The following is a 25,365-nucleotide window of genomic DNA, read 5'->3' on the forward strand; positions in this document are numbered from 1 at the left end:
CTATCAGGCCCCCTCGTTATCCTAAATCCGCCATCAGCACCTTTGAACGTCGCTGATAGTTATACATTTTTTTCTTGCTCTCAGGCAGTAACTCAATATCGACAGGCGTGAAACCGCGCTCCTGGAACCAGTGAATACTGCGCGTCGTCAGCACAAACAATTTACGCAGCCCCATTTGCCGCGCCTGGGCGGCAACCCGCTCCAGAAGCACTTCTCCACGCGATGAGCTGCGGTAATCCGGATGTACCGCTACGCAGGCCATTTCGCCTATTTTCTCTTCCACAAAAGGATACAGCGCCGCGCAGGCGATAGTCATATTATCGCGCTGAATAATGGTAAATTTATCGATCTCCATCTCCAGTTGTTCACGGGAACGGCGTACCAGAATGCCCTGCTGTTCCAGTGGGCGGATAAGCTCCAGAATACCGCCAATATCGTTGATGGTGGCGCGGCGGATCTGCTCGGCGCTCTCCATGACGATCTGCGTACCGATACCATCACGCGAGAACAGTTCCTGTAATAGCGAGCCATCTTCCTGATAGCTGATCAGATGGCAACGACGAACGCCGCTACGACAGGCTTTTACCGCGCCGCGCAAAAAACGTACGGTACCGGAGTTGTAATCGCCCTGCGCTTCCAACTCTTCCACCCGTGCCTGCGCTTCATTCGGGAAGAGTTCAGAAATGATGCCGCCCTCGCTATTGGTAACGCCCTGAGAAGAACAGAAACCGATCATTTTTTCCGCTTTCAGTTTAACGGCGAGTTGAGTAGCAATCTCTTCTGAGGTCAGATTAAAACTTTCGCCGGTCACTGAGACGGCGACCGGCCCCATCAGAACGATCGCGCCGTTATCCAATTGGCGGTTGATCGCATCTTCATCAATGCGCCGGATACGGCCGCTATGACAGTAGTCCACGCCATCATCAACGCCCAGCGGCTGCGCAATGGTGAAATTGCCGCTGACGACATTAATGTGCGCGCCCTGCAACGGCGTATTGTTCAGACTCATCGACAGACGGGCGGTAATATCAAGCTGGAGTAAACCGGCGGCCTGTTTCACCAGCTCCAGTGCTTTGGCGTCCGTCACCCGCGTGTTTTTGTGGTAAATCGGTTCATGATGATGCGCGGCCAGATTGGCGTCGATTTGCGGTCGCGCGCCATACACCACGACAAGGCGAATACCGAGGCTATGCAGTAGCCCGATATCGCTAACGATGCTGGAAAAATTGTCATGCTCAATGGCTTCGCCGCCGAGCATAATGACAAAGGTTTTTCCGCGATGGGTGTTGATATAGGGAACTGAATGGCGAAACCCTTCTACCAGTTCGGTTTTACGTTCCTTTATCATTGCGCGCCCCACTAGTGAATTATTATTCGAAATTAGTGTATTTTTATTCTGTTTTTGCCCTCTGTGCAAGCGTAAATTTTATGCGGTCCGATCGCTTTTCTTAGTAATGCCGTGAATATAAAAAGAATGTTTACCCTTTTATAGATGACAGATTATGCGTCATTCGCTAAAGTTTCCGGTCAATTTGGATGAACTTTGTATGATCTCTATTTAGTTTTTGCTCGGGAGAAGCATGTCGGGAGCCAATTCAGCAATCAGCCGTCGCCGTTTACTACAAGGCGCGGGCGCCATGTGGCTATTAAGCGTGAGCCAGGTCGGGCTGGCTGCCGTAAGCCAGGTCGTTGCGGTGCGTATCTGGCCTGCGTCCAGCTATACCCGCGTCACGGTAGAGTCGAATCGTCTGCTGAAATATAAACAATTTGCCTTAAGTAACCCGGACCGCGTGGTGGTAGATATTGAGGATGTGAATCTGAACTCGGTGCTTAAAGGCATTGGCGCGCAGATTCGCAGCGACGATCCGTATATCAAATCCGCAAGGGTAGGGCAGTTTGATCCTAAGACTGTGCGTATGGTCTTTGAGCTAAAACAAAACGTGAAGCCGCAGCTATTTGCGCTGGCGCCTGTGGCAGGCTTTAAAGAACGTCTGGTGATGGATCTTTATCCTGCCAATGCGCAGGATATGCAGGATCCGCTGCTGGCGCTGCTGGAAGACTACAATAAAGGCGATCTGGATAAACAGGTGCCGCCTTCGCAAAGCGGGCCGCAGCCCGGTAAAGCGGGGCGCGACCGTCCCATTGTCATTATGCTTGATCCGGGACACGGCGGCGAAGACCCCGGCGCGATAGGCAAATACAAAACGCGTGAAAAAGACGTGGTGCTCCAGATAGCCCGCCGCCTGCGCGCGTTGATCGAAAAAGAAGGCAACATGAAGGTCTATATGACGCGCAATGAAGACATCTTCATTCCGTTAAAAGTCCGGGTGGCGAAAGCGCAGAAACAGCGCGCCGACCTGTTTGTCTCTATTCATGCGGATGCCTTCACCAGCCGGCAGCCTAGCGGTTCATCCGTATTCGCGCTATCGACCAAAGGCGCCACCAGTACCGCGGCGAAATATCTGGCGCAAACGCAGAACGCCTCGGACTTAATTGGCGGCGTGAGCAAAAGCGGTGACCGTTATGTCGACCATACGATGTTCGATATGGTGCAATCGCTGACCATTGCCGATAGTTTGAAATTCGGTAAAGCGGTGTTGAAGCAGCTTGGTAAAATTAATGACCTGCATAAAAACAAGGTCGAGCAGGCGGGGTTTGCGGTGTTAAAGGCGCCCGATATTCCGTCTATTCTGGTCGAGACGGCGTTTATCAGTAACATTGAAGAAGAACGCAAGCTCAAGACTGCGACGTTCCAGCAACAGGTCGCAGAGTCGATTCTGGCGGGCATTAAAGCGTATTTTGCCGATGGGGCGACGCTGGCGAGAAGAAGTTAACCTGAGATGACGGCGAGTTTATTGCGCGGGTAAGTAGGATGCTGCCCGCACTGTCGTTGCGGACCAGACGACAGATACAAAAAAACACCCGTAAGGGTGTTCATTAAGTTGGTTGCGGGGGCCGGATTTGAACCGACGACCTTCGGGTTATGAGCCCGACGAGCTACCAGGCTGCTCCACCCCGCGTCCGTCTAAACTTGCATTCTCATTGTAATTGGTTGCGGGGGCCGGATTTGAACCGACGACCTTCGGGTTATGAGCCCGACGAGCTACCAGGCTGCTCCACCCCGCGTCCGTGGATGCGCACTATACTCCGCTGAGCTTTTGTTGCAACCCTTTTTTCATATAAATCGCTAATTTCTCATGAATTGCGCAAATACACCGCAGATAGCGCGATTTTTAAACGAATTTACATAATGAGATCGCGATCGCATTTCATTACTTCGGACGGTTTGTTATCTTCACCGGGCACTTTCGATTACGCAGAAGACGAGACACCATGAAAGGACGTTGGGCAAAATATGTGGCGACAGGCGTAATGCTGGCAATGCTGGCTGCCTGTTCATCAAAACCGACCGATCGCGGTCAGCAATATAAGGACGGGAAATTTACCCAGCCCTTCTCCCTGGTAAACCAGCCGGACGCAGTGGGCGCGCCGATTAATGCTGGAGACTTTGCCGAGCAGGTCAACCAGATCCGTTCCGCGTCGCCGCGTTTATACACCAATCAAAGCAACGTCTATAACGCTGTCCAGAACTGGTTACGTTCCGGAGGCGATACGCGCACTATGCGCCAGTTTGGTATCGATGCCTGGCAGATGGAAGGCACCGACAACTACGGTAACGTCCAGTTCACGGGCTACTATACGCCCGTCGTTCAGGCTCGCCATACGCGCCAGGGCGCGTTCCAGTATCCTATCTATAGTATGCCGCCAAAACGCGGACGCTTACCGTCCCGCGCTCAGATCTACGCAGGCGCGCTGAGCGATAAGTACATCCTGGCCTGGAGTAATTCGCTGATGGATAACTTTATTATGGATGTCCAGGGCAGCGGTTATATTGATTTCGGTGATGGTAGTCCGCTGAACTTCTTTAGTTATGCCGGTAAAAACGGCTGGCCTTATCGCAGTATTGGTAAAGTGCTTATCGATCGCGGTGAAGTGAAAAAAGAAGATATGTCGATGCAGGCTATACGCGAATGGGGAGAGAAGCACAGCGAAGCGGAAGTGCGTGAATTACTGGAGCAGAACCCGTCGTTCGTCTTCTTTAAGCCGCAATCTTTTGCGCCGGTCAAAGGTGCCAGCGCTGTACCGCTGATTGGGCGAGCATCCGTCGCCTCCGACCGCAGCATCATTCCGCCTGGCACGACCTTGTTGGCGGAAGTACCGTTGCTGGATAACAACGGTAAATTTAGCGGTCAGTATGAGCTACGTTTGATGGTCGCGCTGGATGTCGGCGGAGCGATTAAAGGCCAGCACTTTGATATTTACCAGGGGATCGGCCCGGATGCCGGGCATCGTGCCGGATGGTATAATCACTATGGTCGCGTCTGGGTGTTAAAAAGCGCGCCGGGCGCCGGTAACGTGTTTAGCGGCTGATTGTGGTATTCTGCGACAACCGGATTGCCCGATAACGCGATCGCTATCGGGCCTGAAAATAGTGAGCAGGGGTGAGGAATAACCTCACCTTTTTTTATTCTGAGGTCATATGTCAGTGGTGATAAGTGATGCCTGGCGCCAACGCTTTGGCGGCACCGCGCGTCTGTACGGTGAAAAAGCGCTGCAGCGGTTTGCTGAGGCGCATATCTGCGTCGTAGGAATCGGCGGGGTGGGATCATGGGCGGCAGAGGCGCTGGCGCGTACGGGCATCGGCGCGATTACGCTGATTGATATGGACGATGTCTGCGTGACCAATACGAACCGTCAGATCCATGCGTTGCGTGATAACGTCGGGTTGGCGAAAGCGGAAGTGATGGCCGAACGGATTCGGCAAATTAACCCGGAGTGCCGGGTAACGGTTATCGATGATTTCATCACGCCGGATAATGTGGCGGGTTATATGGACGCGGGTTTTACCTATGTCATTGACGCCATTGACAGCGTTCGTCCAAAAGCCGCTCTGATTGCGTACTGTCGCCGATATAAGGTTCCTTTAGTGACCACTGGCGGCGCGGGCGGGCAGATCGATCCGACGCAAATCCAGGTCGCTGATTTGGCGAAAACCATACAGGATCCGCTGGCGGCAAAACTGCGCGAGAGATTGAAACATAATTTTGGCGTAGTGAAGAACAGTAAAGGTAAGCTGGGCGTGGACTGTGTTTTTTCCACTGAAGCGCTGGTTTACCCACAGGCGGACGGTTCCGTATGCGCGATGAAAGCTACCGCAGAAGGGCCAAAACGGATGGATTGCGCCTCTGGCTTCGGCGCGGCGACGATGGTGACGGCAACGTTCGGTTTTGTCGCCGTTTCCCATGCGCTGAAGAAGATCATGGCTAAAGCGGCGCGACAAGAATAAAAGGACGGGGCGGAGTGTCACGCAGACGCGTATCCGGCCCTGCGCCCTTTGTTAGCGAAAGAAGCGCTGTACCCTGCCGAACACCGGTTTCAGACGGGCGCGGAGATAATGGGAATATAAATTTTCAGATATGCATAGAAACAACCCGAACCATACTGCACAAAAGCAGAGCAGTTCCGCGTAATTAATGTGCTCGCCAAATATCATAATGGCAAGTAAGAACTGTAACGACGGCTCTATATATTGCGCCAGTCCGGTGACAATCAACGAGGTGTGATTTAACGCGATGGCAAATAATACCAGTGGAATGATCGTCACTGGCGCCGTCATGACATACAAAAAGAAAGGAGTATTAGCGGATATAATTGGTCCGCTATCGCTAAAGAGAAAAATTAATAGTGAGACAGGCAATGCCCATAATGTTTCAATCGTTATCGATGTCATCACATCATAATATATAAACTTTCGCGCCAGGCCATATAGCGCAAATGATAATCCCATGGTTAGCGCCAGCGCCGGGAAATGCCGTAACATGATAATTTGAAAAGTCAGGCCACAGACACCAGAAAAAACGGCGATGGCCTGAAACAACGACAGTTTTTCTTTAAGAAAAATGCATCCCAGCGCAATAACAAATAGCGGGTTGATAAAATAGCCGAGGCTGGCATCAAGCACCAGATGATGGGTTAGCGCATAAATAAAAGATGACCATGAGACAATCATCAAAAGTCCGGCAATCATGCAGAAGAAAAAAGATTTTTTATCTTTCCAGGCATCATGAAATCGCGTTCGCTGCCGAAATAACAATCTTACTGCCAGTAATAATGGAATTGACCAGAACACCCGGTATATCAATATTTGTGCGAGGTTCCCCCCTGATAAATATTGATAATATAAAGGTGTTAACCCCCATAATATAAATGCCAGTACCACAAACATGGTACCGCTACGCAGATATTTTTCCACTTATCCATATCCTGTTATAACTTCACCCGATACGTATGAATTTTCCAGTTCTCCTGCTACGCTACATCGAGTGGCTTTATTTACTCTAAAATCTTCACGCCGTTTTAACATGGATTCTAACATTGTAATTTCATTGTGATAGCTGATAAAAATCAAAAGAATGTTTATCAGGGAAATCTGACGCCGAAACTAATAAAGTGACTGGATTATTTTATCTGCATCGCCTGACCGCTGCGGGCGGCGCTGTCAGGCGACAGAATATTTACGCTATTTCAACCCTTATGCGTTGCGGCAACAATCGCTTCGCTCAGCGCGTTCAGCCCCTGACTGCGTGAGGCGCTAAGCTGGGCGCGTAAACCCAGCTCATCAAATAGCGCCAGCGGTGAACGAGCCTGCAACTCGGCGGCGTTTTTTCCTTCCACCGCGGTGAGCAATACCGCCAGCAGGCCGCGGACAATCCGCCCCTCACTGTCGCCGAAAAAGTGCATCGTTCCGTTATCTGATCGGGTAAAGCCCAGCCAGACGCGGTTCTCGCAGCCGGCTATCTCCTTCGCCTGCGCTTTGCATTCATCCGGCAGCGCGGGGAGCTGTTTTCCTAACAGAATCAACTGACGATATTTATCCTCCCACTGGGTCAGCGGGAGAAAGATAGCGCGTAACGTCTCTTCCGTTACCGTTGTGCCGAACGGGTGTCCGGTATAAAGAGGGTTTGTCATTAATCCACCAGCAGTTCCAGCGCGCGGTCAACGGCGTTAACCAACGCATCCACATCATGTTGGGTATTATACGGCGCAAAAGAGGCGCGCAGAGTCCCTGTGACGCCAAGTTCCGCCAGCAATGGCTGGGCGCAATGTTGCCCGGCCCGGAGCGCAATACCGTATTCCGCCAGCAGCGTCACCATATCGCCGTGGTGCACGCCGACAAAATCAAAGGCCAGCAGGCTGGAGTCCTGGCAGCGGAACGAACGAAAGCCCGGACGTTTCGCCAGTGCGTCTTCCGCCAGCGTCGCCAGCCCCCGGCTCCAGTTTTCGGCCTGTTCAATATCGATATCGGACAGCCATTCCAGCGCAGCGCTCAGGCCGATGACCCCGGCGACGTTCGGCGTCCCCGCTTCCAGCTTCCAGGGAGCGCTTTGAGTGGTGAAGCCTTCAAAGCTAACGTCACGGATCATCTTGCCGCCGCCGAGCCAGGGCGACATCGCCTCAAGAAGCTCCGGCTTACCGTACAGCACGCCGATACCGGTCGGGCCATACAGTTTGTGAGCGGAAAAAGCATAAAAATCGATATCAAGCTGCTGAACATCCGCCGGGAAGTGTACCGCGCCTTGCGCGCCATCTACCATCACGACCATTCCCGCCGCGTGAGCGGCGCTGATAGCGCTTGCGAGATCCGGGCAGCCGCCCGTTACGTTCGACATTTGCCCCAGCGCCAGAATCCGGCTGCGCGACGTGATCAGTTCCGGCAGACGCTCAACATCAGGAAGACGTCGGTCATTAAGCGGCAGTTTTATGACCTGCGCGCCGGTTTGTTGCGCCACCATCAGCCAGGGCACAAGGTTGGCGTGATGCTCGGCGACGCTAACGATAATTTCATCGCCGGGGCGCAGACGAGGACGGGCGTAACACTGCGCTACCATGTTGATCGCTTCGGTGGTGCCGCGTGTCCAGACGATACTTTTTTCATCGGGCGCGTTTAACAGCCGCGCTGCTTTTGCTCTGGCCGCTTCATATTGCGCCGTCAGGCGCTGCGCCTGCGCAAACTGGCTACGATGAACGTTACCGGCGCTCAAACAATAAAACTGGTGCGTGGCGTTAATGACTGCCTGTGGCTTTAATGCCGTGGCGGCGCTATCGAGATAAACACCCGCATCGGCTAGCGCGGGAAACTGCGCGCGAAACTGCGTGGGATTAAAAGCGTTCATGATATTCCTCGGTTCAGTTTACCGATCGTGGCGTAAAAGCGCGGCTGATACAAGGTTTGTCCTAACCATCGGAATCGTCTGTATATCCTGGCGAATTATGTAAAGGAGGTTATGCTGAATAATGTTAGGCGAATGTTTAAGCCTGTTACGGAGTCCGCTTTAAATAGCACAAACAGCTTTAAGGAGAAGAAGATGAAAAAGACTGCCGCAATTATCTCTGCATGTATGCTGACTTTTGCCCTGAGCGCCTGTTCTGGTCCTAATTACGTTATGCACACCAATGATGGACGTAGCATTGTGACCGACGGTAAACCCCAGACCGATAACGATACCGGTATGATTTCGTATAAAGACGCTAATGGCAACAAACAGCAGATCAATCGTACTGACGTGAAAGAGATGGTGGCTCTGGAAAACTAACCGTTTGTTATACAAAAAAAAGCACCGCAATATGGCGGTGCTACATTAATCACTATGGACAGACAGGGTAAATGTACAGGAAGTGAAAAAGGGTAGTCTCGCTACCGTGGTCTGAATCGCAGACCAATTGCAAACACAACAACACAACATCACAACCGTAAGCCAAAAGCCCATCAGAACACGCATTCCGATAAAACTTTTCGTTCCGGCTCAGGAAGTGCCGCCACTATAGGTATTTGCTGGTAGAACCTCAACGGACAATTTATAATGTCTCAGATTAAAAAAACTAATAGGTTACATGTTGTTACCTATTTGTTAAATTCATTCGACATTAAGTCCAGAGGCCATGTCAAAACGATTACCTCCTTTAAATGCGTTACGCGTTTTTGATGCTGCCGCGCGCCATTTGAGCTTTACGCGAGCAGCGGAAGAACTTTTTGTGACGCAGGCCGCAGTAAGCCACCAAATTAAGTCACTTGAGGATTTTTTGGGGCTAAAACTGTTCCGCCGCCGCAATCGTTCGCTGTTGCTGACGGAAGAAGGCCAAAGCTATTTTCTCGACATTAAAGAGATATTTTCCCAGCTCACGGAAGCAACGCGTAAGCTCCAGGCACGCAGTGCCAAAGGGGCGCTGACGGTGAGTTTACCGCCCAGTTTTGCCATCCAGTGGCTGGTGCCCAGACTCTCCAGCTTTAACTCAGCTTATCCGGGAATTGACGTTCGGATACAAGCCGTTGACCGTCAGGAAGATAAACTGGCAGACGATGTCGATGTCGCGATTTTTTATGGCCGGGGAAACTGGCCGGGCTTGCGCGTCGAAAAATTATACGCAGAATATTTACTGCCCGTCTGTTCTCCTTTATTGCTCACAGGCGAAAAACCGTTAAAAACGCCGGAAGATCTGGCGAAACACACGCTATTGCACGACGCCTCCCGGCGTGACTGGCAGGCCTATACTCGTCAGTTAGGGCTCAACCATATTAACGTTCAGCAAGGGCCGATATTTAGCCACAGCGCGATGGTGCTACAGGCCGCTATTCACGGACAGGGGATCGCGCTGGCGAATAATGTTATGGCGCAGTCGGAAATTGAAGCCGGGCGACTGGTGTGTCCATTTAACGATGTTCTGGTGAGTAAGAATGCTTTTTATCTGGTTTGTCATGACAGCCAGGCAGAACTGGGTAAAATAGCCGCCTTCCGTCAGTGGATTTTGGCGAAGGCGGCGACGGAGCAAGAAAAATTCCGTTTTCGTTACGAACAATAATTAACTTAGGGTATGACCATGACCAGCCGTTTTATGCTGATTGTCGCCGCTATCAGCGGTTTTATTTACGTTGCTCTGGGCGCGTTCGGGGCGCATGTTTTGAGTAAAACCCTGGGCGTGGTTGAAATGGGCTGGATTCAGACCGGCCTGCAATATCAGGCGTTCCATACGCTGGCGATCTTTGGCCTGGCGGTGGCGATGCAGCGCCGTATCAGCATCTGGTTTTACTGGAGCAGCGTTTTTCTGGCGCTGGGCACGGTGCTGTTTAGCGGCAGTCTGTACTGCCTTGCGCTTTCGCATCTGCGCCTGTGGGCGTATATCACGCCTGTCGGCGGCGTCAGTTTCCTGGTGGGCTGGGCGCTATTGCTGATTGGCGCCATTCGTATGAAACGTAAGGGCGCGAGCCATGAATAAAGTTGTATTGCTCTGCCGTCCGGGGTTTGAAAAAGAGTGCGCTGCAGAAATTACCGATAAAGCGGGAAAACGGGAAATATTTGGTTTTGCACGCGTAAAAGAGAACGCAGGCTATGTCATTTATGAATGCTACCAGCCGGAAGATGGCGAAAAGCTGATTTCAGAACTGCCGTTCAGTTCGCTGATTTTCGCCCGCCAGTGGTTTGTGGTGGGTGAACTGCTGCAACATTTACCGCCGGAAGACAGAATTACGCCGATTGTCGGCATGTTGCAGGGCGTAGTGGAAAAGGGCGGCGAGCTGCGGGTTGAAGTCGCCGATACCAATGAAAGTAAAGAACTGATGAAGTTCTGCCGCAAATTTACGGTGCCGCTGCGCGCGGCTTTGCGTGATGCGGGCGTATTGACGAATTATGAAACGCCGAAGCGTCCGGTCGTTCATGTCTTTTTTATCGCGCCAGGATGCTGCTATACCGGTTATTCGTTCGCGCATAACAATTCACCGTTTTATATGGGCATCCCGCGTTTGAAGTTTCCGTCTGATGCGCCGAGCCGCTCAACGCTGAAACTGGAAGAGGCGCTCCACGTTTTCATCCCGGAAGATGAGTGGGATGAACGTCTGGCGAACGGCATGTATGCGGTGGATTTGGGCGCCTGTCCCGGCGGATGGACGTACCAGTTAGTGAAGCGCAATATGTGGGTCTACTCCGTAGATAACGGCCCGATGGCGCAAAGCCTGATGGACACCGGACAGGTGACCTGGTTGCGTGAGGATGGCTTCAGGTACCGTCCGAACCGGAATAATATTTCATGGATGGTCTGCGATATGGTGGAGAAGCCAGCCAAAGTCACCGCGTTAATGGCGCAGTGGCTGGTGAACGGCTGGTGTCGGGAGACGATTTTTAACCTTAAACTGCCGATGAAAAAACGCTATGAAGAGGTATCGCATAATCTGGCGTATCTTCAGGCGCAGTTGGATGAGCATGGCGTTAATGCGCAGATCCAGGCGCGTCAGCTTTATCACGATCGCGAAGAAGTGACGGTACACGTGCGTCGGTTGTGGGCGGCTGTTGGCGGACGTCGCGACGAGCGATAAAAACGCGCTGCCGTCATCCGGCGCGTCATCAGCGCCGGATAGCGCACGCTTATCCGGCCTATGACTGCGGCGCATCTGAAACAATATGCGTCACGTCATCCAGATGGCCGATGCGCGCCTCTCCTGAACGATTAAATTTACTTTTATCAATCAATAATAAAGACTGCGAGGCGCGCCTGAGCAGGATAGATTTAAAATCGGCGTTGATCGCATTGGAGTCCCACAGATCGCCGCCGCCGTCGATCCCCTCGCAGGAAAAGATGAACAGATCGATATCAAGCGATTTTAGCTGTGAGATAAGAGACGGGTTAACGTAACAGCCATATTTACGTTCAAGCTGGCCGCCGGAACTTATCAGCGCAATGCGTTCGCGTTTTCCCAGCTCCTGACAGATAGGATGGCTATTGGTAAAAACCTGAATGGGAATATCCGGCAACTGGCGGGCCAGATACCAGCAGGTTGAACTGGCATCCAACGCAATCGTCATTCCTTCTTCTATCCACGCTAACGCTTCACGGGCAATATCGGCTTTATGCGCATAATGGCTTTTCAGGCGGATATGGAATGGATCGCCGCTGTCCTGATTTTCACGATGAATATATTTAGCTCGTCCGTGATTACGCAGCACTTTTCCCTGCGTCTGTAGTTCACTGAGATCGCGGCGGATGGTCTCTTTACTGACGTTAAGCCGGGTGGCCAGCGCTTCGGTGGTCAGACTTTTATGATTGATCAGCAGATCGACTATCGCTTGTTGGCGTGCCGCTTTCATTTTTCTCACCCCATCATTCGATGAACGCCCGCGTCATGCGGGCGCACCGGCAAGAGATTACGGCGTTACCCCTTTTTTTAAAAGAATATTTCCGTACTTCGCGCACTCACCTGTGATAACGATCGCAAACGCTTTTTGCGCCCGCTCATAAAACGCATAGCGGTCGATACGAACGATATCCGGGCACGGCGCTTCTAATGACAAGGCATCGCGATAGCGCGCTTCAACGCTGGGGTCGAGCGTGTCGCCTTCCACGGCGGCCATCATCACCAGCGGCGGGGCGTAGCTATCCAGCTCAAAGAGCGGAATAATTGCCCGCAGTAGATCGCTGACGCTAAGACCATCGGCGCGAATCACCTGCGGGCCCAGGCTATGCGCGGGAAAGTGAGCGTCGGAAAAAATGATTTCGTCCCCGTGGCCCATCTCGGCCAGCACTTTGAGCAGTGTCGGGGAAATTAACGGTGAAATGGTTTTTAGCATTTCATACTCCCTTAATAATTTCAGGTTCGGTTTGCGGCCAGAAATAGCGATACTGATAATTGACCTGCGCGCGCGCCTGTTCCGGGCTACTAAATTCGCCTACGCCGTACCAGCCAAACATGGCAGCGCCGGCCACGGTGGTTTCCGCGTCGTCCAGCACTTTGATAGGGATATCAAGCTGATTCGCTTTAATTTGATTCCATAAAGCATTGCGACTGCCGCCGCCAACCAGTAACAGTTCTGTGGCGTTAAAATGACCGATTTTCTCCAGCGTGCGCAGATTACGCTGCAGTTGCGCCGTCAGGCCTTCCAGCGCGGCGCGATAGAAATGGCCGCGGGTGGTATTGAGCGTTACGCCCTGCCAGCCTGCATTTTGGCAGGCGAGTAGATCGCACTGCATCCGCACGCCTTCCGCGCCAGCGGGAATAGCGCGCGCTTCGTCGATCAGCGTTTGCCATGGCGTTTCCGGCGTCCACAGCAGTTTTCGTACCCATTCGAGTACGCCGGAGGCCAGCCACTGCATTCCGGGGTTATAAAGCCCCGACTGACTGTCCAGTTCACAGGTCGAGCCCGGATACTGACTGAGCATCGAGGTATCCACCTGACCGCTGCGCACCATCAGAATCTCCCATGTTCCTGAGGAGAGCACCGGTTCACCTTGCTGCGCGCCAGCGCCGAATAACGCGAACTGAGTATCGTGTCCGGCAGAGATCACCGGCACACCCGCCGGGAGACCGAGTAGCCTGGCCGCGTCTGTCTGTAGCGTGCCTATCTGGGCGCCCGCTTCCACGATACGCGGGAACAGGCGGCGCGCCAGGCCCGTCGCCTGCAGGATTTCCGGACTAAAGTCGCGCTGATGGATATCCAGTAGCTGGCTGGTGCCTGCCATAGTGATATCGGTCGTAAACTCGCCGGTCAGACGGTGGTTAATCAGCGACGAGATAAACAGCCAGCAGTGAGCTTGTTCCAGCAGGCGCGGATGATTCTCTTTAAGCCAGACCAGTTTATACAGCGTGTTAAAGCTGAACGCGCCGACGCCGGAGAGCGTCTGCAATTGCCGGGGCGAGATAAAGCGCCCAATCGTTTCCATCACGGCAGCGGTTCGCGGGCATTTCCAACTGATGACCGGGTAGAGCAGCTCGCCCTGCGCATCGACCAGCGCGCCATCGACGCCGAACGTAGTCACCGTAATACCGCGAACAACACACTCCGACAGGGCGCTGGAAAGTGACCTGCAACAATCGGCGAAACGTTGCAGGATGGCGTCCAGCGACCACTGATGCCAGGTGCTATTTTCTGCGGCAATGTCGCTGGCGTTAGCGGTTGAGGCGCGGGCGACAATTTTCCCCAGGCGATCAACGGCGATCGCCCGAACGTTAGTCGCACCGCAGTCGAGAACCAGGATAACGTCTTGTTTCATAGATAACTCCATAAACGCCGCCCGATGGCGCTACGCTTATCCGGCCTACGGTTCACGCGCCCGTAGGCCCGGTAAGCCTGCGCCACCGGGCTAAGCCGCATTAACGTTTATACAGCGGGCCATAATTCTGGCAGGCGCGATAATCCTGGCCTTCGATATCCATACCGTGAGCCGCCCAGGCGGAAGGACGGTAGATCTTCGCCTCCTCCACGTTGTGCATACATACCGGGATACGCAGCATCGCGGCGAGAGTAATAAAGTCCGCCCCTACATGGCCGATGGTGAGTACGCCGTGGTTAGCGCCCCAGTTCGCCATCACCGAATAGACATCGGTAAACGGACCTTTGCCGGTAAGACGCGGCGCAAACCAGGTGGTAGGCCAGGTAGAGTTGGTGCGGGCATCAAGCTGATCGTGCATCGCTTTCGGCAGTTCGACGCTCCAGCCCTCGGCGATTTGCAGTACTGGCCCCAGGCCTTTGATGATATTCACGCGGGTCATGGTGAATGGCACGCCGCCTTCGGTCAGGAAACGGGATGAGTAGCCGCCGCCGCGGAAGTATTCGTGAATCGCCGGGCACCATTCGGTGGCCGCCAGACACGCATCCGCCTCTTGTTGGCTGATTTCCCAGTGTGGTTTCATGGTCGGCTTGCCTTCGCTGTCGCGCTGTTTACAGGCACCGTCCAGAGCGGCAGAACCGGAGTTAATCAGGTGAATAATGCCGTGTTCCGCCAGGCCGCTGAGCGCCTGGCCGGTGACGCGTTCTACGGCTTCCGGCGACCAGTAGGTTCGCACGTCGGCGAAGATCTGCGCGGTACCGGTGAGTTGATGGCCGAACAGCATCGCTACGCCGTTCAGACTGTCATTTTCGGTGGCGACGACAAACGGTTCGCGTACGCCGTTCCAGTCAAAAGAGCTATTGAGCAGCGCTTCGGCGGTATCGCCGTTCGGGTATTGATCGGTCCAGTGGCGCTGGCCCTGGAAGCCGGCGGCAATGGCGTTGTAGCCCAGCGATTCTTCAACTAACCCTTTGTCTGCCAGCGTCTTGTTGCCCTGCATCATGTCGCGAATACACATCGCCATCAGCAGGCTCTCTTTTAACACCGCGCGGTTCTGGGCTTCATTGCGCTTATACTGCGAGGCGTTCTGATCTTCGCCGTAGCGGAAGTTTTTATCCGCCCACGCCAGCGCCATCTCCAGTTCGGCCTCATCATAAATTTTTTGATCGATACGGCGGCGCAGTTCGGTCATATCTACCGCTTGCACCTTCATGCCCAGCCAGGATTCAAAGAAGTTATGATCGACAATGGAACCCGCGATCCCCATCGACACGCCGCCGACGGAGAGGTAGCTTTTGCCTTTCATGCTGGCTACCGCTAACCCTGCCCGCGCAAAACGCAGCAGTTTTTCTTCGACGTCGGCAGGAATGGAGGTATCGTCGGCATCCTGCACGTCATGGCCATAAATGGAGAACGCCGGAATGCCTTTTTGGCTGTGCGCCGCCAGCGCCGCGGCAAGGTAAACCGCCCCGGGACGCTCTGTGCCGTTAAAGCCCCAGATGGCTTTCGGACGCATCGGGTCCATATCAATGGTTTCGCTGCCATAGCACCAGCACGGCGTAACGGTAATGGTCACGCCCACGTTCTGGCTACTGAATTTTTCTTCACAGGCGGCGGATTCCGCCATTCCGGCAATACAGGTATCCGCAATGACGCACTCCACCTGAGCCCCGCAGGCGTGGCGGATTTTCTCGGTGATGAGCGCCGCCGTCGCTTTCGCCATGGTCATGGTTTGTTCTTCGAGCGACTCGCGTACGCCCATACGACGTCCATCAATCACCGGGCGGATACCGATTTTCGGTAAGCTGATTTTTTTCATGACAGATTCCTCACGTTATTCGGATAAATGTTCAGTTTGTCGCCGCTTGTGAACGGAAACGGGCAAAGATGAAGATGACGGCAAAGCACAATGCCGGAACCAGTTCGGCGGTCGGGATTTTGCCTGCGGCGTCGCTAACGAAGCCCATTACTGGCGTGACAATACCGCCGCCAATAATGGTCATGACGATAAAAGACGAGCCGTACTTAGTGTCCTGTCCCAGATTTTTGATACCCAGCGAGAAGATGGTCGGGTACTGGATTGACATAAATGCGCTACACAACGTCAGCGCCAGCAGGCCGATATGTCCGCCGCTAAAGGCGGAAATCAGACACAGGAGCATGGCAAACAGGGCGTAGGCGGCCAGCACTTTATGCGGCGCGAAGCGGCTGATAAGCCAGGTCCCGGTGAAACGGCCGATAAAGAAGCACACCATCGTGCCGGTCAGGTAATTGGCGGCGAAACCGGGTGTCATTCCAGGGATCTCCTCAATGGCGTAGCGGATCAGATAGCTCCAGCAGGCGGTTTGCGCCCCCACGTAGCAGAACTGCGCCAGCACCGCCCAGCGCCAGTGGCGGATACGGATGAGTCGGGAGAGAGAAGATAAGAAAGAGCTTTGTTTCGCATCGCTATGATCGTCACTTTGCAGGGCCGGAAATTTGGTCAGCATAATCAGCAGCGCAACTACTAATACGATGGCGACGATAATCATGTATGGCGTTTGTACCGATAACACCAGGCTGTGTTTATAGGCGCTAAGCTGATCCGGCGTCATTTTATCAAGCGCTTCTTGCGATTGATGCGGCACGTTAGACAAAATAAGGCTTTGCCCAAACACAACGGCGATAATAGCGCCAAAGGAGTTAAAAGTTTGCGCCAGATTAAGCCGGAAATGTCCGCCGCTTTCTGGACCTAATACCGTAACAAAAGGGTTGGCTGCAGTTTCAAGACAGCCTAAACCGGCGGCGATGATAAACAGGCCAATTAAAAATAATGTGTAATTCATTATCTCGGCGGCAGGCCAAAATAATGCGGCGCCAACAGCATACAAAAAAAGCCCGGTGATAATCCCTGCTTTATAACTGAGTTTTTTCATCAAAATCCCAGCAGGAATTGGAATGACGAAATAACCGAAATAAAAGGCTGACTGAATAAGTCCGGCCTGAAAGTTAGTTAGCGTAAAAGCTTGTTGAAACTGCGGTAGTAAAATGTCATTCAGATTATTGGCGACGGCCCACAGAAAAAATAGCGAGCAAAGTAAGGCGAATGGAATAATGTAGCGCTTGCTCTTGCTTTGCTCTGCATCCACAGCACGAAAACTCTGCGTTTGTATTGTTGTGTTTCCCATAGCATCCTCATCGGTTCAGAAGCTTTTGCGTGCGGTCGGTTCTGGTCACCAGACCGTAAAATTAGGTGAGTTCGCTTTTCTTACCGGTAATAAATTGGCGTCCGGAATGAACTCATGGATTCATTTTCAAATAAAAAAGGCCTTTTAATATGATGGCGGTCACATTTATACCTGAGAGCAGAGCGTTCTGTGATTATCATCACTTTAATTTTCATAAAAAAATGACCGTTTGAGATGTTTAATTTAAAAAACCACAGACTGAATGCCCGAATTAAATTATTGCCACGAAAACGGGCAGTAGTAACTTATTCTTCATTTTTGCCCGTTTTAAAAAATATTATTAAGAGCGGGCATTTATCGGCGAGAGAAACGGTAGTCGTCTGGTTTACCGTGGCGAATTAATTGATGTGAATCACAAAATATCGTTATTTAAATTCCCTTCTCTTTATTCAGTATGATGATAGTTGCTAACTATTCGATTATTTCAACAGGACAGCAGCGCGATGCGAAAGGCGGTTTTGTTGTCTCATTTTGAATCACAGAGAGAGGTAAATAATGGAACGAAATAGACTGGCGCGGCAGATTATTGATACCTGTCTGGAAATGACGCGGTTAGGGTTAAATCAGGGGACGGCAGGTAACGTGAGCGTACGTTATCAGGGCGGATTGCTGATTACGCCGACGGGGATCCCCTACGAGAAGCTGACAGAGTCGCACATTGTTTTTATTGATGCTGACGGTCAGCATGAGCAGGGCAAGCTGCCTTCCAGCGAGTGGCGTTTTCATATGGCGGCATACCAGACGCGCCCTGACGCCAATGCCGTGGTACATAACCACGCTGTCCATTGTACGGCAGTCTCGATCCTGAATCGCCCGATTCCGGCGATTCACTACATGATTGCCGCCGCAGGAGGAAACTCTATTCCCTGCGCGCCCTACGCCACTTTTGGCACCCGCGAACTTTCTGACCATGTTGCCGTGGCGCTTAAAAATCGTAAAGCGACGCTGTTACAGCATCACGGGCTTATCGCTTGTGAAGAAAATTTAGACAAAGCGTTGTGGCTGGCGCATGAAGTGGAAGTGCTGGCGCAGCTCTATTTAAGTACGCTGGCCATTGTCGATCCGGTACCGGTACTGGATGACGAGGCGATCGCTATCGTACTGGAGAAATTTAAAACTTACGGATTACGTATTGAAGAGTGATGTCAGGAGACAGGCGATGGCGAACAGAATGATTCTGAATGAAACGGCATGGTTTGGCCGGGGAGCGGTGGACGCATTAACCGATGAGGTGACGCGCCGCGGTTATCATAAAGCGCTGATTGTTACGGATAAAACGCTGGTGCAATGCGGTGTGGTCGATAAAGTGACAAGCAGAATGGATGCCGCAGGGCTGGCGTGGGAGATCTATGCGGGCGTGATCCCTAATCCTACGATTTCCGTTGTCCAGGAAGGGCTTAAGGTCTTTACCCAAAGTGGCGCGGACTATCTCATCGCCATTGGCGGCGGTTCTCCGCAGGATACCTGCAAAGCGATCGGTATTATCAGTAACAATCCGGAATTTGCCGATGTGCGCAATCTGGAAGGGCTATCGCCGACCCGTAAACCCAGCGTGCCGATTATGGCGATCCCGACAACGGCGGGAACCGCGGCGGAAGTCACTATCAATTATGTGATTACCGATGAAGAGAAACGGCGCAAATTCGTTTGTGTCGATCCGCATGATATTCCGCAGGCGGCATTTATCGATGCCGATATGATGGACGGTATGCCGCCCGCGCTGAAAGCGGCAACGGGCGTGGATGCGCTAACCCATGCTATTGAAGGCTATATTACCCGGGCCGCATGGGCGCTGACGGATGCATTACATATCAAAGCCATTGAGATTATTGCTGGCGCGCTGCGCGGCGCCGTAGCCGGAGAAAAAGAGGCCGGTGAGGCGATGGCGCTGGGGCAATACGTTGCCGGGATGGGGTTTTCCAATGTGGGGCTGGGACTGGTGCATGGGATGGCGCATCCGTTGGGCGCGTTTTACAACACGCCGCACGGCGTCGCGAATGCTATTTTGCTCCCGCATGTGATGCGTTTCAATGCCGGGTCTACCAACGAGAAATTCCGTGATATCGCCCGGGCGATGGGGGTGAAGGTAGAAGGATTGAGCCTTGAAGAGGCGCGTAATGCCGCAGTGGAAGCCGTATTTACGCTAAATCGCGATGTGGGAATTCCGCTGCATTTGCGTGATGTCGGCGTTCGAAAAGAGGATATCCCGGCGCTGGCGCAGGCGGCGTTCGATGATGTCTGTACGGGCGGCAATCCGCGTGAAGCGAGTCTGGCGGACATTGTCGAACTGTATCATATCGCCTGGTAATTTTGCCGGATGGCGCTGCGCTTATCCGCTCTACATTTCGTGCAGTCCTGTAGGCAGGATAAGGCGTTCACGCCGCCATCCGGCAACAAAACTACCGCGCCAGCCGTAGCTGCTGTAAGTTTCCGTCGATATGTAAATCGGTTTGCAGACGTGCAATATCGCGGCAGAGAAATGCCATTTCTTTATGCGTCTCAAGCTTTTTGCGCCACTTTTCCGGCACCTCGTCCAGATGGGCGTAAATTCCCTCCAGATTTTGAAACTGAATCAACAGCTGGGTCGCGCTTTTGGGGCCGATACCGGCAACGCCGGGGACTTTCGAACTGCTGATTCCTGCCAGACCCCAGTAATCCGGCAACTGCCGGGGAAGTACGCCAAACTCTTTTTCAATAAACGGCGCGTCCAGCCAGCGTTTCTGGAAGTAGTCGCGAATGCGCAATCCCGGAGAGAGCAACTGGCAATAGCCTTTATCGGTTGACACAATGGTTGCCTGGTGTCCGGCTTCGGTAACTTTTAGCGCCAGCGTCGCCGCCAGATCGTCCGCTTCGTTACCGTCTGATGCCCAACAGCGTACGCCGCGCTGTTCAAACGCGGCGCGTAGGGCGGGCATTTCATTATGTAAATCGTCAGGCATCGGCGGACGTCCTGCTTTGTAGTCCGGCAAACGCTGATGACGCCAACCGCTACTGCGCGCGTCGTCATCAAATACCGCTACGGCATGGGTTGGCTGGCTGTGAATAATCAATTGATCGAGCGCGTGTTGGCAGGTTTCCACACAGGGCGATCCCTGAACGGCGTGAATACGGCGAATCAAATTGAGCGCGTCGACGATAAGCAGATGAGCAGCCACGGTGTTCTCCCTTACAAACCTGCGCGTAGGGTAACATTCACGGCGGGGGGAGGCGAGCATTGCGAAATAGCGCTATCCGTAGGCCTGATAAGCGAGGCGCCATCAGGCAACAAAAGCCGGATGGCGGCGAGCGCCTTATCCGGCCTACAGATCCTAAAATGTGCTGAGAATTAATCGCAGGTAACGATCTTCATCGCCAGGCCGCCGCGCGAAGTTTCGCGGTACTTAGCGTTCATGTCTTTACCGGTTTCGTACATGGTCTCAATCACTTTATCGAGGCATACGCGCGGTTCGCTGGTACGGCGCAGCGCCATACGCGCGGCGTTGACCGCTTTGACTGAAGCAATCGCGTTACGCTCAATGCAGGGAACCTGTACCTGACCGGCAACCGGATCGCAAGTTAACCCCAGATTATGCTCCATGGCGATTTCTGCGGCGATGCACACCTGCGCCGGGCTACCGCCCAGCAGCTCGGCCAGACCCGCTGCCGCCATGGAACAGGCCACGCCGACTTCTCCCTGACAGCCCACTTCGGCGCCGGAAATAGAGGCGTTCATCTTATACAGTGAGCCAATCGCGCTGGCGACCAGCATATAGCGAGCAAGTGAGTTAGCATTTACTTCGCGGATAAACTTGTCATAGTACGCCAGCACCGCCGGAACAATACCACATGCGCCGTTAGTCGGCGCAGTGACTACTCGTCCGCCTGCGGCATTCTCTTCGTTCACAGCCAGAGCGAACATATTGATCCAGTCGACGACCGCCATCGGATCGGTGGTGGTCTTATCCTGACTGACCAGCACCCGACGCAGCGCCGCCGCGCGACGCGGAACGCGCAGTTTGCCCGGCAATACGCCCTCGGTGGTGATACCGCGCTCAATACCGCTGCGCATTACCTCCCAGACCCTGGCGAAGTGCTGCTCCAGCGCTTCTTTACTGTGCAGGGCCAGTTCGTTTTGCATCATCAGACCGGAGAGCGACAGACCCGTCTCCTGGCAGTGGCGCTGTAAATCCGCGGCGGTTTTGTAAGGGTACGGCACGTTAACAGGTTCGCTATTCGTCAAACCAAAGTGCTCTTCATCGACGATAAAGCCGCCGCCAATGGAGTAGTAGGTTTGGCTGTAGAGCACCTTATCGCCCGCCAGCGCGGTAATACGCATCCCGTTTTCATGCAGAGACAGGTTGTCGGCGTGGAAATTCATGCATTTATCGACCGGAAATTCGACTTCATGCTGCCCATTAGCCAGTAGTAAACGCCCATGGGTGTTCACATCCTGGATAAAGGACGGAATGGCGTCGATATCGACGGTGTCCGGCAGATTCCCCGCCAGGCCCATAATAATGGCGATATCAGTGTGGTGGCCTTTACCCGTCAATGACAGAGAGCCGTAGACATCCACCACGACGCGGGTGACATCTGTAAGGATATGGCGGGCAATCAGATCGTCCGTGAACTGCTTGCCTGCTTTCATTGGCCCGACGGTGTGAGAACTGGAAGGGCCAATGCCGATTTTAAAAATATCGAATACGCTAATCATAGGGCATCCATTGCGGTTGTATCATAGAGAAGCGCCGCGGTAAGCGGCGCTAAAGGACTTAGCTGAACAGTGAGTAGAAAATAGCGGAGATGGCAATCAGGCCCATAATCACAACGAATACGTTGCTGATATGACCGCTGTACTTACGCATTGCCGGTACTTTCTGGATGGCATACATCGGCATCAGGAACAAAATCATCGCGATGATCGGGCCGCCCAGGGTTTCAATCATGCCCAGGATGCTGGGGTTCAGCGTCGCCACAATCCAGGTGGTGACCAGCATGAACAGCGCGGTAATTTTATTCAGTTTGTTGATTTCGATGGATTTACCTTTACCACGCAGCGATTTAATCACCATCCCGTTAAAGCCTTCACGCGCGCCCAGGTAGTGGCCGAGGAAGGATTTGGTGATAGCAATCATCGCAATGATCGGCGCCATCCAGGCGATGATCGGCGCGTTAAAGTGGTTCGCCAGGTAAGACAGAATAGAGATGTTCTGCTCTTTTGCCGCTGCCAGATCTGCCGGCGTCAGGCTCAGCACGCAGCTGAAGACGAAGAACATCACGGTCAGCACCATCATGATGTGGGCGAAGGCCAGAATTTTAGAACATTTCTTCTCAGCGCCTTCACCGTACTCTTCACGCTTCGCAACCGCGAAGGAGGAGATGATCGGGGAGTGGTTGAAAGAGAAAACCATCACCGGAATCGCCAGCCACAGCGTCATCCACAGACCGTTACCGGTAGACGCGGCGGAATCAAAGGACAGAGTTTCCAGCGCCGCGCCGTTCCACTGCGGGATCAGGTACAAGGCCAGCAGCATCAGCGCAGCGACGAACGGGAATACCAGGATACTCATCGCCTTAACGATCATTTGCTCGCCGAAGCGCACGATGGTCATCATGCCAACAATCAGGATCAGGGAAAGAATCGCCCGCGGCGGCGGATTAATCGCTAACTGGTGGGTCAGGAAGCTTTCCACGGTATTAGTAATCGCCACGCTGTAAACCAGCAGGATGGGGTAAATCGCGAAGAAGTAGAGCAGGGTAATCAGTTTACCTGCGCCGATACCGAAGTGTTCCTCAACGACTTCAGTGATGTCTTCACCCGGGTTTTTACCGGACAGCACGAAGCGGGTTAAACCACGGTGTGCGAAAAAGGTCATCGGGAAAGCGAGAATCGCCATGATAATGAGCGGAATCATGCCGCCGACGCCTGCGTTGATCGGCAGGAACAGAACGCCCGCGCCGATAGCCGTGCCGTAAAGGCCCAGCATCCACATGGTATCCGTTTTGCGCCATGCGCTTCGAGAGTCAATCGAAGCAATAGTGCTGGTCTGAGTGGTTTCCATCTATTTCTCCTGGAGGATGCTAAAAATCAGGTTGCTGGTCTAATCCAATGAAAAAAGACCTGATCGTAAAATGAAATCTGCTTAGGGACGCTTTTTATATAATTTTTCGCCGTAATAATTTTCGGGCGGAAAGATACATTTAAGTGATGAATCTATCAGTGATCCCGATCTCAAATGCAATAATCCGCTTCTTACATGGATAAATTTGGACCATTAATCTATTAAAAAAACGTCATAACGAATTTCCGGGCGCGAAGGCTACCATTAACGATATAAGGCCGGAAAGATTGGGGCGCAAGATACGGAGGTTTGACTATAAAAATCAAGGTTTTTAGTGAATTCTGGCGAAGAATAAGAGTTTGAACCGATAAATCACGGTAAGAGGAGTGAAGTAAACGTTTGCCTGGCAATCTATTTATGATGAATTATAAATGGTGTTTATAAAACAATGCGGGCTATGCCTCTGATGATCATCATAAAAAATGAAGGCATGCGTTAATTGCCGTACCGCAATGAAAGGAATGGGAGAAGCGCCCGGCTGCTGGCGGCAACCGGGCATAAGCGCTAAGCGCAGATCTCGTAACAGGGGATGTAGGCGGAACCTGGCAATTTCATACGATGCTGCGCGACGAATCCCTGCAGCAGATCGTCCATGCGACGCATCATCTCTCGATCGCCGTGGATTTTATACGGACCATTAGCTTCAATGGCGCGTATCCCGACCTCCTTCACGTTCCCCGCGACAATACCGGAGAAGGCGCGTCGCAGATCCGCCGCCAGAATCTCAACCGGCTGATCCGGGTACAGTTTCAGGTTGGCCATATTCTCATGCGACGGTTCAAACGGTACCTGCAGATCCGGTGCAATACGCATCGACCAGTTAAAACTATAGGCGTCGCCGGTATCGCGGCGATTCTCTTTCACTTGCGGCATCGCTTTCTTCATCAGCCGCGCTACCTCCGCCGCATCGTCAATGATGATGCGGTAATGACGGCGGGCCGCTTCGCCCAGCGTATGGGTAATAAACTCATCCAGCACGCGGAAGTAATCGGCGCTCTCTTTTGGTCCGGTCAGGATCAGCGGCAGCACCTGATTTTTATTGGCTGGATTCATCAGAATCCCCAGCAAATAAAGCAGCTCTTCCGCCGTACCCACGCCGCCCGGGAAGATGATGATACCGTGTGCGATACGGACGAACGCTTCCAGGCGTTTTTCAATATCCGGCATGATGATCAGTTCGTTCACCAGCGGATTAGGCGGTTCAGCCGCAATAATGGAAGGTTCAGTCATGCCGATAAAGCGGCTGTCTTTATAGCGCTGCTGTGCGTGACCGACCGCCGCTCCCTTCATGGGGGCTTCCATCGCCCCAGGGCCGCAGCCGGTGCAGATGTTCAGCTCGCGTAATCCCAACTGCGTGCCGACGCGACGGGCATACAGGTACTCGTTTTCGTTAATTGAGTGGCCGCCCCAGCATACCACCATGTTTGGCGCTTCGCCGACGTGCAGCGCCCGGGCGTTGCGCAAAATGGAGAACACCAGATTGGTGATATGTGTTGAGCTTTCAAGATCCAGATGCTGGAAACGACCAGCATTGTGGATCTGCCCATTCACAAAGAGAATGTCGCGCAGCACCGCGAACAGGTTAGCCTGTAGCGCACGAATAATCCGCCCGTCAACAAAGGCGTCTTCAGGCGGATTAATCAATTCCAGCTTCACGCCGCGCTCGCGGCGCAGTACGTTAATATCGAAATTTTCAAAGCGGGACAGCAGCTCTTTGCTGTTGTCGGTCAGGCTGCCGGAGTTAAGAACGGCAAGTGAACAGTTACGAAACAGTTGATACAGGTCGCTACTGGCCGTGCGTTTCAGCATGTCCACTTCCAGTTGCGACAACATATCCATTGAGCCAAGCGGGCTAATATGTGTAATCAAGTAAACTCCTTATGGGA

At 53.0% G+C, this 25,365-nt stretch carries 22 protein-coding genes and 2 tRNA genes; 9 read left to right on the plus strand and 15 right to left on the minus strand.

Translation table 11 applies throughout. The annotated features are described in order from the left end of the window. Window positions 1–16 precede the first annotated feature (16 nt). Complete coding sequence (argA, locus tag ACLJQD_RS02035; RefSeq protein ID WP_000588964.1) at window positions 17–1,348, minus strand: amino-acid N-acetyltransferase; 1,332 nt, start codon at window positions 1,346–1,348, stop codon at window positions 17–19. A gap of 232 nt (window positions 1,349–1,580) precedes the next feature. Between argA and amiC the strand changes: the two genes are divergently transcribed. After that, on the plus strand, window positions 1,581–2,834 hold the full coding sequence (gene amiC, locus ACLJQD_RS02040) for an N-acetylmuramoyl-L-alanine amidase AmiC (RefSeq protein ID WP_000011919.1): 1,254 nt from the start codon (window positions 1,581–1,583) through the stop codon (window positions 2,832–2,834). A 109-nt stretch (window positions 2,835–2,943) separates the two neighbouring features. Here the strand turns inward: amiC and ACLJQD_RS02045 are convergent. Together ACLJQD_RS02045 and ACLJQD_RS02050 are read right to left on the minus strand one after the other, a co-directional pair. Beyond that, window positions 2,944–3,020 (minus strand) — tRNA-Met (locus ACLJQD_RS02045). A 29-nt stretch (window positions 3,021–3,049) separates the two neighbouring features. Next, a tRNA-Met gene (locus tag ACLJQD_RS02050) sits at window positions 3,050–3,126 on the minus strand. A 207-nt stretch (window positions 3,127–3,333) separates the two neighbouring features. Here ACLJQD_RS02050 and mltA point away from each other — a divergent pair. Together mltA and tcdA are read left to right on the plus strand one after the other, a co-directional pair. Beyond that, window positions 3,334–4,431 (plus strand): murein transglycosylase A, encoded by a 1,098-nt coding sequence (gene mltA / locus ACLJQD_RS02055; protein ID WP_000678626.1) that lies wholly within the window; start codon window positions 3,334–3,336, stop codon window positions 4,429–4,431. A gap of 109 nt (window positions 4,432–4,540) precedes the next feature. Next, window positions 4,541–5,347 carry a tRNA cyclic N6-threonylcarbamoyladenosine(37) synthase TcdA gene (tcdA, locus tag ACLJQD_RS02060; protein ID WP_000117742.1) on the plus strand — a complete coding sequence of 269 codons (807 nt, stop codon included), beginning with the start codon at window positions 4,541–4,543 and terminating at the stop codon, window positions 5,345–5,347. A gap of 51 nt (window positions 5,348–5,398) precedes the next feature. On the opposite strand, the gene rarD is transcribed toward tcdA, so the two are convergent. The 3 genes from rarD to csdA form a co-directional block, all read right to left on the minus strand. Further along, a complete protein-coding gene (rarD, locus tag ACLJQD_RS02065; RefSeq protein ID WP_077907225.1) occupies window positions 5,399–6,286 on the minus strand; it encodes an EamA family transporter RarD in 888 nt (295 codons plus the stop codon). A gap of 299 nt (window positions 6,287–6,585) precedes the next feature. Next, window positions 6,586–7,029: a cysteine desulfurase sulfur acceptor subunit CsdE gene (gene csdE / locus ACLJQD_RS02070; protein WP_000184198.1), complete on the minus strand. Its 444-nt coding sequence runs from the start codon at window positions 7,027–7,029 to the stop codon at window positions 6,586–6,588. Next, on the minus strand, window positions 7,029–8,234 hold the full coding sequence (csdA, locus tag ACLJQD_RS02075; protein WP_017441110.1) for a cysteine desulfurase CsdA: 1,206 nt from the start codon (window positions 8,232–8,234) through the stop codon (window positions 7,029–7,031). The genes csdE and csdA overlap by 1 nt, the downstream gene beginning before the upstream one ends. A 192-nt stretch (window positions 8,235–8,426) precedes the next feature. Here csdA and ACLJQD_RS02080 point away from each other — a divergent pair, with 192 nt between their 5' ends. The 4 genes from ACLJQD_RS02080 (at window position 8,427) to rlmM (ending at window position 11,425) form a co-directional block, all read left to right on the plus strand. Then, a complete protein-coding gene (locus ACLJQD_RS02080; protein WP_000750393.1) occupies window positions 8,427–8,654 on the plus strand; it encodes a YgdI/YgdR family lipoprotein in 228 nt (75 codons plus the stop codon). A 346-nt stretch (window positions 8,655–9,000) separates the two neighbouring features. Beyond that, window positions 9,001–9,918 (plus strand): glycine cleavage system transcriptional regulator GcvA, encoded by a 918-nt coding sequence (gene gcvA, locus ACLJQD_RS02085; RefSeq protein ID WP_000044409.1) that lies wholly within the window; start codon window positions 9,001–9,003, stop codon window positions 9,916–9,918. A gap of 18 nt (window positions 9,919–9,936) precedes the next feature. Next, window positions 9,937–10,332, plus strand: a complete 396-nt coding sequence (locus tag ACLJQD_RS02090; protein ID WP_000203913.1) for a DUF423 domain-containing protein — start codon at window positions 9,937–9,939, stop codon at window positions 10,330–10,332. After that, window positions 10,325–11,425 carry a 23S rRNA (cytidine(2498)-2'-O)-methyltransferase RlmM gene (gene rlmM, locus ACLJQD_RS02095; protein WP_001045494.1) on the plus strand — a complete coding sequence of 367 codons (1,101 nt, stop codon included), beginning with the start codon at window positions 10,325–10,327 and terminating at the stop codon, window positions 11,423–11,425. Before ACLJQD_RS02090 ends, rlmM begins: the two co-directional genes overlap by 8 nt. Before the next feature lie 58 nt (window positions 11,426–11,483). Here rlmM and fucR read toward each other — a convergent pair whose 3' ends face one another. From fucR to fucP, 5 genes are all read right to left on the minus strand, one after another. Next, window positions 11,484–12,194, minus strand: coding sequence for an L-fucose operon activator (fucR, locus tag ACLJQD_RS02100; protein WP_000642330.1), 711 nt, complete (start codon window positions 12,192–12,194; stop codon window positions 11,484–11,486). A 57-nt stretch (window positions 12,195–12,251) separates the two neighbouring features. Further along, a complete protein-coding gene (gene fucU / locus ACLJQD_RS02105; protein ID WP_000920848.1) occupies window positions 12,252–12,674 on the minus strand; it encodes an L-fucose mutarotase in 423 nt (140 codons plus the stop codon). 1 nt (window position 12,675) lies between these two features. Beyond that, complete coding sequence (fucK, locus tag ACLJQD_RS02110; RefSeq protein WP_017441111.1) at window positions 12,676–14,094, minus strand: L-fuculokinase; 1,419 nt, start codon at window positions 14,092–14,094, stop codon at window positions 12,676–12,678. A gap of 100 nt (window positions 14,095–14,194) precedes the next feature. Further along, on the minus strand, window positions 14,195–15,970 hold the full coding sequence (gene fucI / locus ACLJQD_RS02115; RefSeq protein WP_017441112.1) for an L-fucose isomerase: 1,776 nt from the start codon (window positions 15,968–15,970) through the stop codon (window positions 14,195–14,197). A gap of 31 nt (window positions 15,971–16,001) precedes the next feature. Next, entirely contained in the window at window positions 16,002–17,318 is a 1,317-nt protein-coding gene (gene fucP, locus ACLJQD_RS02120) for an L-fucose:H+ symporter permease (RefSeq protein ID WP_000528622.1), read from the minus strand. A 555-nt stretch (window positions 17,319–17,873) separates the two neighbouring features. Between fucP and fucA the strand changes: the two genes are divergently transcribed. Together fucA and fucO are read left to right on the plus strand one after the other, a co-directional pair. After that, the gene (fucA, locus tag ACLJQD_RS02125) at window positions 17,874–18,521 is read left to right on the plus strand and encodes an L-fuculose-phosphate aldolase (protein ID WP_000440819.1); all 648 of its coding nucleotides are present in this window, start codon (window positions 17,874–17,876) and stop codon (window positions 18,519–18,521) included. 16 nt (window positions 18,522–18,537) lie between these two features. Continuing rightward, window positions 18,538–19,686 (plus strand): lactaldehyde reductase, encoded by a 1,149-nt coding sequence (gene fucO / locus ACLJQD_RS02130; protein WP_017441113.1) that lies wholly within the window; start codon window positions 18,538–18,540, stop codon window positions 19,684–19,686. 91 nt (window positions 19,687–19,777) lie between these two features. Here the strand turns inward: fucO and xni are convergent, their stop codons facing one another. The 4 genes from xni to ppnN form a co-directional block, all read right to left on the minus strand. After that, on the minus strand, window positions 19,778–20,533 hold the full coding sequence (xni, locus tag ACLJQD_RS02135) for a flap endonuclease Xni (RefSeq protein WP_001519360.1): 756 nt from the start codon (window positions 20,531–20,533) through the stop codon (window positions 19,778–19,780). Window positions 20,534–20,703: 170 nt separating this feature from the next. Continuing rightward, the gene (gene sdaB / locus ACLJQD_RS02140; RefSeq protein ID WP_000626384.1) at window positions 20,704–22,071 is read right to left on the minus strand and encodes an L-serine ammonia-lyase II; all 1,368 of its coding nucleotides are present in this window, start codon (window positions 22,069–22,071) and stop codon (window positions 20,704–20,706) included. A 58-nt stretch (window positions 22,072–22,129) separates the two neighbouring features. Continuing rightward, window positions 22,130–23,419 (minus strand): HAAAP family serine/threonine permease SdaC, encoded by a 1,290-nt coding sequence (gene sdaC, locus ACLJQD_RS02145; RefSeq protein WP_000450462.1) that lies wholly within the window; start codon window positions 23,417–23,419, stop codon window positions 22,130–22,132. A gap of 564 nt (window positions 23,420–23,983) precedes the next feature. Beyond that, window positions 23,984–25,348: a nucleotide 5'-monophosphate nucleosidase PpnN gene (gene ppnN / locus ACLJQD_RS02150; protein WP_000627973.1), complete on the minus strand. Its 1,365-nt coding sequence runs from the start codon at window positions 25,346–25,348 to the stop codon at window positions 23,984–23,986. Window positions 25,349–25,365: the final 17 nt, after the last annotated feature.

The organism is Salmonella sp. SAL04214, assembly GCF_046550615.1.
Taxonomy (GTDB): Bacteria; Pseudomonadota; Gammaproteobacteria; order Enterobacterales; family Enterobacteriaceae; genus Salmonella; species Salmonella enterica.